The sequence below is a fragment of the Simplicispira sp. genome (assembly GCF_028687295.1).
Taxonomy (GTDB): Bacteria; Pseudomonadota; Gammaproteobacteria; order Burkholderiales; family Burkholderiaceae_C; genus Simplicispira; species Simplicispira metamorpha.
Genome location: NZ_JAQUAL010000102.1, coordinates 1 through 4,800 on the forward strand (window position 1 = coordinate 1; position 4,800 = coordinate 4,800).

A 4,800-nucleotide genomic window follows, 5' to 3' on the forward strand; every position below is an offset into this window, starting at 1 on the left:
CTCACGCAGCACTTCCATGTTGCGCTCGTAGATCATTTCTGCCTCGGGAAAGGCCTCGACGGCGGCATCCAGACTCTCTTCGCGGATCAGATGCAGCGTGGGGTACGGCGCGCGGTTGGTGGCGTTGGTGATGTCGTCCACCTCGGTGCCATCAAACTGGAACTGCGGGTGAAAGCTGGCAATTTGCAGGATGCCGCCCAAGTCCAGCACGTCCAGCATTTCGTCGGCCAGCTCCAGGAAATCGTTGAAATCCAGAAAATCTTCCATGCACCGGGGGGCGATGAGCAGCGTGGTGTCGCGCTTCTCGGGCGATGCCTCGGCCAGCGCTTCCAGCTCGCGTTGCAGGTCTTGCAGCAGCTCGCGGCCATCGGTGGCGGCGCTGACGGCGTAGTGGATTTGCCCCTTGGTGTGTACCCCCTTGGCAAACGGGCACAGGTTCAGGCCGATGACGGCGCGCTCCAGCCAGCGCACCATGTCTTGCACCACGATGGCGTCGGTAGCGGCATCGGCGGCAGCGGTGGGGGTATCCAGACGGGCGGATGGGGCAGGCAGGTCGGCGCTGTGCGGCGCGGCGGAGGCGGCGGTGGTGGAGCTGGACATGGGCAGTGCGGGCGGGTGAACAAAGGGGCGCGATTTTATCGCGGGGTCAGTTTTGCTATTTTTTCAATAGCTGCTTGCGCTTGATGGACGGGCGCTGGAGACCGATTTGATTATCAAAACGTCCCTGCCCTGCCCCAGCACCTGTTCAGCCCAGCAAGCGCTGGCCGGTCAGGCGCTCGTGCTCGCGGGCGGCGTAGCGGTCGGTCATGCCGGCGATGAAATCGGCCACGGCGCGCGCGGCCTGGGCTGCGTGCGTGGCCTGCTGGGCGCGCGCGGCAAAGCCCGGTTTCATCTCCTGCGGCTGGGCCAGGTAGGCGGCAAACAGGTCGCGCACCACCTGCTGCGCGCGTCCGGTCACGGCCAGCACCTGCGGGTGGCGATACAGGTTCTGGAACAAAAACCGCTGCAGCTGCTGCGATTGCGCCCGCATGCCATCGCTGAACACCACCAGCGCCGGGGCACAGCGCACGTCCTGCACGCTGCGCGGCTGCACGCGCTCCAGCGCGGCGCTGGTGGCGGCAATCACGTCATAAACCTGATCGCTCAACATGCGGCGAATGGCCTCGTACAGCAGGCGCCGTTGTGCGGCAGGTTCGGCCAGATGCGGGTATTCGGCCTGGGCGCTGGCGCGGTAGCGCTCGAACAGCGGCACCTCGCCCAGTTGCGCCAGCGTGATCAGGCCCGAGCGCACGCCGTCGTCAATGTCGTGCGCGTTGTAGGCGATGGCATCGGCCAGGTTGCACAGCTGCGCCTCCAGGCTGGGCTGCTGGCGCAGCACAAAGCGCTGGCCTACGCCGCCGGGCTCTTGCGCCTCCAGCGCCTCGGCGTTGGCGCGTGCGCAGTGCTTGAGGATGCCTTCGCGCGTCTCGAAAGTCAGATTCAGGCCGTCGTACTGCGGGTAGCGCTCTTCCAGCGCATCGACCACGCGCAGGCTTTGCAGGTTGTGCTCAAAGCCACCGTAGTCGGCCATGCAGGCGTTGAGCGCATCCTGCCCGGCGTGGCCAAAGGGGGTATGGCCCAGATCGTGTGCCAGCGAGATGGCCTCGACCAGATCCTCGTTGATGCGCAGCGAGCGGGCGATGGAGCGCGCCAGCTGCGCCACCTCCAGCGAGTGCGTCAGCCGCGTGCGGAACATGTCGCCCTCGTGGTTCAGAAACACCTGGGTTTTGTACACCAGCCGCCTAAACGCCGAGGAATGCACGATGCGGTCGCGGTCGCGCTGGAAGTCGGTGCGCGTGGGCGCGGGCGGCTCGGGGTGGCGCCGACCCCGGGTGTGGGCCGGGTCGCAGGCCCAGGGGGCCAGGGCAGCGATATTTTGGGTCAAATTGGCCTCCAGAGCCCGTACAGCGGGCGCTAACAGCTATCATTAAAATAGCAACAAAAGCACATCCCACCAATCTACAGCACGGCGGCCCAGTGCGCCCTGCCCCGCACGCAACTCAGGTGCAGCAGGCGTCGATGACTTCACGCACCAGCGCATCGGGGGCAGCGCGCACGGCAGCCTGACCGGGGCCGTCGATGACGACAAAGCGGATTTCACCGCCCTCGGCTTTTTTATCGACACGCATCAGCTCCAAATAGCGGCCTGCGTTGTCCTGGGCATCGAGCACCGGGCCGCGCACCGGCAACCCGGCGCGCTGCACCAGCGCTTGCAGGCGCGCGGCAAACGCGCCATCGACCAGGCCCAGACGGCGCGAGAGCTCGGTGGCCATCACCATGCCAGCGCCCACGCCCTCGCCGTGCAGCCAGGCGCCATAGCCCATGCCGGCCTCGATGGCGTGGCCAAAGGTGTGGCCAAAGTTCAGGATGGCGCGCAGGCCCGATTCACGCTCGTCCTGGCCCACCACCCAGGCTTTGATCTCACAGCTGCGGCGCACGGCGTGGGCCAGCGCAGTGCGATCGCGCGCCAGCAGGGCATCCATGTTCGCCTCCAGCCAGTCCATGAAGGCCATGTCGGCAATCGGCCCGTATTTGATGATTTCTGCCAGCCCGGCGCTGAGTTCGCGCGGTGCCAGGGTGTCGAGCGTGGCCAGGTCACACACCACCAGCTGGGGCTGGTAGAAAGCGCCAATCATGTTTTTGCCCAGCGGGTGGTTGATGGCAGTTTTGCCGCCCACCGACGAATCGACCTGGGCCAACAGCGTGGTCGGCACCTGCACAAACGGCACGCCGCGCATGTAACTGGCGGCGGCAAAGCCGGTCATGTCACCTACCACGCCGCCGCCCAAGGCAAACAACACGGTTTTGCGGTCACAGCCATGCTGCAACAGGGCATCAAAAATCAGGTTCAGGGTCTGCCAGGTTTTGTGCTCCTCGCCATCGGGCAGCACCACGGTGTGCACCTGGGCGTATTGGCCCGCCAGCGCGCCTTGCAGTGCCTGCGCGTACAAGGGCGCCACCATGGTGTTGGTCACGATGAGCGCCGCCATAGCCTTGGGCAGATGCGCATACAGCGCGGCGGCTGGCAGCAGATCGGTACCAATCACGATGGGGTAGCTGCGCTCGGCCAGGTCGATCTGCACGCGTTGCGCAGCGGCGATGGGGTTGGTATGTGCCATGGATCTGAATCTGCAAAAAAAGGGCAAAACTAGGGGGCGCTGCCAGCGGCAGCGGGCTGGGTCAAGCGCGCCTGTTCCAACTGCATGGTGATCAGGTTGACCACCGCAGCGGTGCTGGCGCGCGCGGTTTCCACGACGAAGTGTGCCGTCTCGCGGTACAGCGGATCGCGCACGCGGTACAGCTCCTGGAGCTTGGCCAGCGGATTGTCCACCTGCAACAAAGGCCGCTTGGTGTCGTAGCGGACACGGCGAAAAATATCTTCGGGCGTGGCACGCAGATAAATCACCTGCGCTGCGACGCGCATCTGCTGGCGATTGGCTGGCCGCAGCACGGCACCGCCACCCGTAGCCACCACTGCATCGCCCGCCGCCGGCTGGAGCACATCGCGCAGTACGACCTCTTCTACGTCACGGAATGCGCTCTCGCCCTCGCGGTCGAAGTAGCTGCGGATGGTCTCACCCAGGCGCTGCTCTATCACCTGGTCGGAGTCGAAAAACGGCACATTCAGCCGACGCGCCAATAGGCGACCGATGGTGGATTTGCCACACCCGGGCATGCCAATGAGAACGATCATAAGAAACCCTGGTGACGCCGATGAACCAGCATATTCAAGCTTTTTGAAGCAAAACGCCCCTTGGCAACCAACCAAGGGGCGAGGGCTTGGCCAACCCGCTGTGGGTTGGCCATACGCAGTGCAAAAGTCAGTTCACATTGACCGTAATAGTTGCGCTGCGGCGTGGTGCGGTGTCTTCGACCACCAGAATAGTGGCGGTACCTGGGCTCACGCTCTTGACCTTGATCACGCCGGTCTTCACGTCAGCAACCGCCGTAACAATGGCTCCGTTCGAAGTGGTTGCAGTCACTTTGGTGAAGTCTTTGACACCGAAGACTTTGACATCGGCAATGCTGGAGCCGGTCATATTCAGCACACTGGGGCTAACGCTAAAGGTACCCAAACCGCAGTCTGCACCGTTATCCAAAATAGTGATGACTGCCTCGCCGACAGAGCGTGCAGCATCTACCACACTGATAGAGACACGCGTAGTGGCATTGACGCAGCGATTACCTTGGGATCCCGTTTCCACAGTGAAATTCAAAGGCACAGTGGGGCCAGTGCTGGTAACACAAGTTTTTGTTGGATCTGTTGCCACAACTCGGGGCTTCAACAAACTTGGATCAGAGCTGTAAAAGCAGATTTCGCCTGCTACCGCACCCAAGACAGTGAAGTTGAGATTCTGATTATCCGTTTCAGAAACCATGGAGCTGTTTGGAGAAACCCGTATGTTTCCCGTTCCTGGAATCACCTTCACAGAAACTGGATCAGCATACTGACCAGCGCTATCAATAACGGTAATCCCTTCCAGTTCGCTCAACAGAAGACCAGTCAAGCGCAGCTCATCACCAACAACCTCAGCCTTAATGGCAGCTGGAATACCTTCAGCAACGCGGTAAGGTGGCTGACCACCAGAAATTTTCACGACGGCTGTCATGCCAATGAAAATAGACAAGTCAGCAGGAGCAACACGCAATTCAGGAGCCCCTACTGTCAATGGAATATCAATTTTTGTAGCGCGGGCATCAAAAATACTGACGACAGCTGAACCGATTGCCTGACCTGTCACAGTCCACTGATCGCCTGAA

5 protein-coding genes are annotated in these 4,800 nt (G+C 62.2%); all 5 read right to left on the bottom strand.

Annotated features, from left to right (window positions below; translation table 11 throughout):
* Nucleotides 1-474, bottom strand: a 474-nt coding sequence (locus PHX69_RS11425) for a DUF1415 domain-containing protein (RefSeq protein ID WP_288043815.1), incomplete at its 3' end; no start/stop codon positions are given.
* Nucleotides 475-745: 271 nt separating this feature from the next.
* A complete protein-coding gene (locus tag PHX69_RS11430) occupies nucleotides 746-1,924 on the bottom strand; it encodes a deoxyguanosinetriphosphate triphosphohydrolase (RefSeq protein WP_288043807.1) in 1,179 nt (392 codons plus the stop codon).
* A gap of 115 nt (nucleotides 1,925-2,039) precedes the next feature.
* Nucleotides 2,040-3,158 (bottom strand): 3-dehydroquinate synthase, encoded by a 1,119-nt coding sequence (gene aroB, locus PHX69_RS11435; RefSeq protein WP_288043808.1) that lies wholly within the window; start codon nucleotides 3,156-3,158, stop codon nucleotides 2,040-2,042.
* Nucleotides 3,159-3,187: 29 nt separating this feature from the next.
* Nucleotides 3,188-3,733 (bottom strand): shikimate kinase, encoded by a 546-nt coding sequence (locus tag PHX69_RS11440; protein ID WP_288043810.1) that lies wholly within the window; start codon nucleotides 3,731-3,733, stop codon nucleotides 3,188-3,190.
* Nucleotides 3,734-3,860: 127 nt separating this feature from the next.
* Nucleotides 3,861-4,800: hypothetical protein (locus PHX69_RS11445; protein ID WP_288043811.1), on the bottom strand; the 940-nt coding region annotated here is incomplete at its 5' end.

What these genes read in the sequence shown, in the direction of transcription:
- aroB (WP_288043808.1), bottom strand. Translation starts at nt 3,158, where the DNA reads ATGGCACATACCAACCCCATCGCCGCTGCGCAACGCGTGCAGATCGAC.
- PHX69_RS11440 (WP_288043810.1), bottom strand. Translation starts at nt 3,733, where the DNA reads ATGATCGTTCTCATTGGCATGCCCGGGTGTGGCAAATCCACCATCGGT.